Raw genomic sequence first — 4,195 nt, 5'->3', positions numbered from 1 at the left:
GGTGTCCACCTCTTCCCATTCCGAACAGAGAAGTTAAGCCCGCCAGAGCCAATGGTACTGCCGTAAAAGGTGGGAGAGTAGGTCGGTGCCAAATTTTATACAAAGCCTTGCTTTGTTAAAACAAAACCCTCACAGCTAAAACTGATGAGGGTTTTTTGTTTGTAACATGTTTCATAGAAAAGTCTTTTTTTATAGTTTTTCGACATTTTTTTATCTATCAATCAGCCTTAATCTGTATCTTTAGGCAAATATCTAATCAAATGAATATCAATATAGGATCTCGTAGAGAAGTTTTAGTGCATATTGAAAAGTATATGCTCGAGAATATGCATGAATACTTAAAACCTATTGACACGAATTGGCAACCATCTGATTTTTTGCCTGATTCAACTCGGGATACTTTCTTTTCTGAAATCAAAGATCTTAAGGAAAACGCCGAAGCTCTTTCTTATGATTTAGTAGCCGTTCTAATCGGTGATACCATTACAGAAGAAGCTCTTCCTACCTATGAGTCTTGGTTAAGTATGGTTGATGGTATATCCAAAGATGAAGATAATGGTTGGATGAAATGGGTAAGACATTGGACTGCTGAAGAGAATCGTCATGGCGATCTTCTTAATAAATACTTATACCTTTCTGGTCGGGTTAATATGCGCCAAATGGAGATTTCTACACAGTATTTAATTGCTGATGGCTTTGATATTGGTACAGGTCATGATCCTTACCGTAACTTTATATATACTTCTTTTCAGGAGATTGCTACTAATATTTCTCATAGAAGAGTTGCAACCTTAGCTAAACAAGAAGGTGATACCTTATTATCAAAAATGTGTGGTGTAATTGCTTCTGATGAAGCTCGTCATGCTAAAGCTTATAGAGATTTTATGTCTCGTATTTTTGAGGTTGATCCTAGTGAAGCTATGATCGCTTTTGAGGATATGATGCGTAATAAAATCGTTATGCCAGCTCACTTCCTTCGTGAGGTTGGTTTACAAATGGGTCAAACCTTTGGCCACTTTACAGATGCTGCTCAGCGATTAGGTGTTTATACTGCTGTAGATTACGTCCAGATTATGAAATCATTAATTGAGGATTGGCAAATTGAAAAATTACGTGATCTAAATGAAGCTGGTGAACGTGCTCGTGATTACGTAATAAATCTTCCTGATCGTTTGTTGAGAATCGCTGAAAGAATGAAAAATCCTTCTTTAGAATATAAATTTAGTTGGATTGCTGGTTAATTTTATTCTTATATAAAAAGAAACCCGACTCTATTTTAATTAGGTCGGGTTTCTTTTTTTACGTGAAATATCAATTACTTTTTAACTAACTGCATTTTTTCAGGATTCCATAAAATAGCTGTATCATTATTATAACTATCATTACATAATAATGCTGGTGCTGCTGCACGATATCCAAAAATAGCGTCCTCAGCCACCTTGGTATTTGTTCGGATAGCATTGAAAAAATTTGCGAAGTGATCATAATGCGCTCCTAAATATCCTTTTTCAACAGCAAAAGTATATTCTTCTTGTGGAAGTATTCTCTTACGATCGGTAAGAGGCGTTCCTGCGTTTTTCATACTCTCTATATAAAATGGATCATCCTTAGAGAAATTTTTGTTTCTGCGTAATGTAACGCTGTCCCAACCAATATCCATAGCTCCCTCACTTCCGATAAGTTTTAGAATAGTATTACCACTTGTTCCATCAACAAAATTGCATCTTAAGGATAGGTTAAAGGCTGGATGTGCTTCAGCCTGTTCAGGATAATCAAATATACCTAGAAGTACATCAGGGACCTCCCTGCCATCTTTCCAGTACCTTAGGCCGCCTGAAGAATAAATTTTATTTGGACCATAGGTGCCTGTTATAAAGTGTAAACTTGAGAACAAGTGAACGAATAAATCACCCGACATACCAGTCCCATAATCACGGTAGTTTCTCCATCTAAAAAAACGTTTTGCATCAAAATCACGTTTGCTGGTGTTACTTAAAAAAGCCTCCCAATCAACTGTTTGTTTAGAAGCATCCGCTGGAATTGGATAAGACCATGCTCCTCCCGGCGAATGTCGAGCCCAAAAGCCTTCTGCAAAGTTAAGCTGCCCTATTGCTCCATCTTTTAATAATTCCTTCGCTTTTTCATTTCCTAATGATGAAACACCCTGACTTCCAACTTGAAAGACTTTTCCAGTTTCTTTTTGTGCTTGAATCACTGCAGGTCCTTCACCAATACTATGTACCATTGGTTTTTCGCAGTACACATGTTTTCCTGCTCTCATCGCATCAATAGAAATTTGTTGGTGCCAATGATCTGGAGTAGCAATAATAACTGCATCAACATCAGCACGACTTAAAATTTCTTTATATGATCTTGTAGTGAAAATATCTTGTCCCCAACGTGTTTTGGCATCTCTTAAACGACCATCATACAAATCGCATACAGCTACTATCTTAACTCCGGGTACCATCAATGCGGTCATTACGTCGCCCGTGCCCATGCCTCCAGCACCTATTAATGCAATGTTTATTTGATCATTTACACTAAAATCTGATCTTTTTGGAATTGAAATTATTTTGTTGTTTTCAGGACTTGCGGCAAGTACTTGGCTCCCAACTGCTACTGCAGCGGTTGATGTAGCTAATTTTTTTATAAAGCCTCTACGAGATGATTCTGGATTTGTTTTCATTTAATATTATGAGATTGTTTTTTGTGCTTGATATATTAATTTAATCAAGCTATTTATTTTTATATACTTTAATTTTTTATTTGATTTCCTTCAAGTGGATGTTTTTCCATCGCACTTTAATGCCGCCACCATCATGAATTTGAAGTGCAATAAAACCAGTTGCTGCGCCTATTTTCGCATCTTTTATATTTGAGATTTGATTGCCATTTAACCAAGTGGTAATCTCATCATTGTTTACTTCAATTTTGCCTCTATTCCAGCCATCAGCACTTAAACTACTTTCTTTTTCTGCTGTAGGCTTTGTTAACCAGCCTCTACCGTATGATTCATAAATGCCACCTGTTCCGTTTCCTGGAGGAGCAACTTCAACTTGCCAACCGCTAATTTTTGTTCCTTCAATGGATGATCGAATAAATACCCCGCTATTTCCATTGGCTTCTAATTTGAAATCGTACTCCAAAATGAAATTTTTATACTTTTTATCGGTAGAAAGGTATCCATACTTTTTATCAGGTCCACTTTCGCAGACTAAATTTCCATTTTCTACATACCATTTTTCGGTACCATGGATGGTCCAGCCACTTAAATCTTTACCGTTAAAAAGTTTTTGTGTGCGCTGTGCTTGTACACTCGTAGATATTAAAATGCAAGAAATAATAAATAGGATTTGCTTCATATTTTATAATTTATAATTAAATATAGTTTTTAAAAAGGGTTTTCAAAAACGTATTTAATAAATTATAAGGTGTTAAGCTTGTTTATAGATTAATGTTGATTTAAGATTTTTTCTGATTGCTATGCAAGCATTGTATTTTTAATGCCAATTATTTCTGTCAGTCTCCACTTTATACAAAGCTATATTTTGTAATTCTCTGGCAACTTCTATTGGAATATATGGTGCAATTATAGTTCCTCCAGCAGTATGAATTACTAAGTCGGCTAGTGTTTTACTCTGCTGAAATAAGTTTTGTCTAATTTTAACGGACTGGATTTTTTCCCATCTCAAAAGGCTTGTTTTCTCTCCAAATACACCAGTATGAATATGGATTAGCTCATCTGTCCAAGAAAAGAGAAATTTTTTTCTATACATTCCATAATTTATGAATAGATAAAGCGGTAAAGCTAGTATTAAGAAAAGAAAATGCTTTTCTCCCACATAATAAAGAAGAGGGAATAATAGTATGAGTGAGGGAAGTACGCCATTAATCAATGTTTTTCTAATCCAATAGGATTTGTCAATTCTCAAATTGTTTTCGAATTTGACCGGTAAATTAGGGTAATATGTGCTTGTTAATCTGTTTAGGACGGTTTCAGAAGTGATTGGTGCATTAATTTTCAGGCTGTTTTTTACTTCAACTCCACCGATAGTGTGAAATTCAAAAAGGTACATGGAGATTTTCTTTCTTAACCAATTTGTTTTCCATGATACAAATTGGATCTTTTTGAAAGGCAAAACTTTTTGTGAATTGTTAATTAGGCCTTTATTAATTGTAAATCCTTGGATGT

At 35.3% G+C, this 4,195-nt stretch carries 4 protein-coding genes and 1 rRNA gene; 2 read left to right on the top strand and 3 right to left on the bottom strand.

What is annotated here, in order from left to right; all coding sequences use genetic code 11:
• Both rrf and ACIQ0D_RS11860 read left to right on the top strand, forming a co-directional pair.
• A 5S ribosomal RNA gene (gene rrf / locus ACIQ0D_RS11865) occupies positions 1–94 on the top strand; the annotation flags it as partial.
• A gap of 166 nt (positions 95–260) precedes the next feature.
• The gene (locus tag ACIQ0D_RS11860) at positions 261–1,241 is read left to right on the top strand and encodes an acyl-ACP desaturase (RefSeq protein ID WP_395805884.1); all 981 of its coding nucleotides are present in this window, start codon (positions 261–263) and stop codon (positions 1,239–1,241) included.
• Between the two features lie 74 nt (positions 1,242–1,315).
• Here ACIQ0D_RS11860 and ACIQ0D_RS11855 read toward each other — a convergent pair whose 3' ends face one another.
• The 3 genes from ACIQ0D_RS11855 to ACIQ0D_RS11845 all read right to left on the bottom strand — a co-directional run.
• Positions 1,316–2,689, bottom strand: a complete 1,374-nt coding sequence (locus ACIQ0D_RS11855) for a Gfo/Idh/MocA family protein (RefSeq protein ID WP_395805882.1) — start codon at positions 2,687–2,689, stop codon at positions 1,316–1,318.
• 76 nt (positions 2,690–2,765) lie between these two features.
• The gene (locus tag ACIQ0D_RS11850; protein WP_395805880.1) at positions 2,766–3,365 is read right to left on the bottom strand and encodes a DUF1080 domain-containing protein; all 600 of its coding nucleotides are present in this window, start codon (positions 3,363–3,365) and stop codon (positions 2,766–2,768) included.
• A gap of 138 nt (positions 3,366–3,503) precedes the next feature.
• Positions 3,504–4,195 (bottom strand): PH domain-containing protein (locus ACIQ0D_RS11845; protein ID WP_395805878.1); only part of this gene is annotated, 692 nt, incomplete at its 5' end.

Source organism: Daejeonella sp., from assembly GCF_044342615.1.
In the GTDB taxonomy this organism is placed as follows: Bacteria; Bacteroidota; Bacteroidia; order Sphingobacteriales; family Sphingobacteriaceae; genus Daejeonella.
The sequence above is the reverse complement of the archived record's forward strand: the minus strand, read 5'-3'. Positions and strand labels throughout refer to the sequence as shown.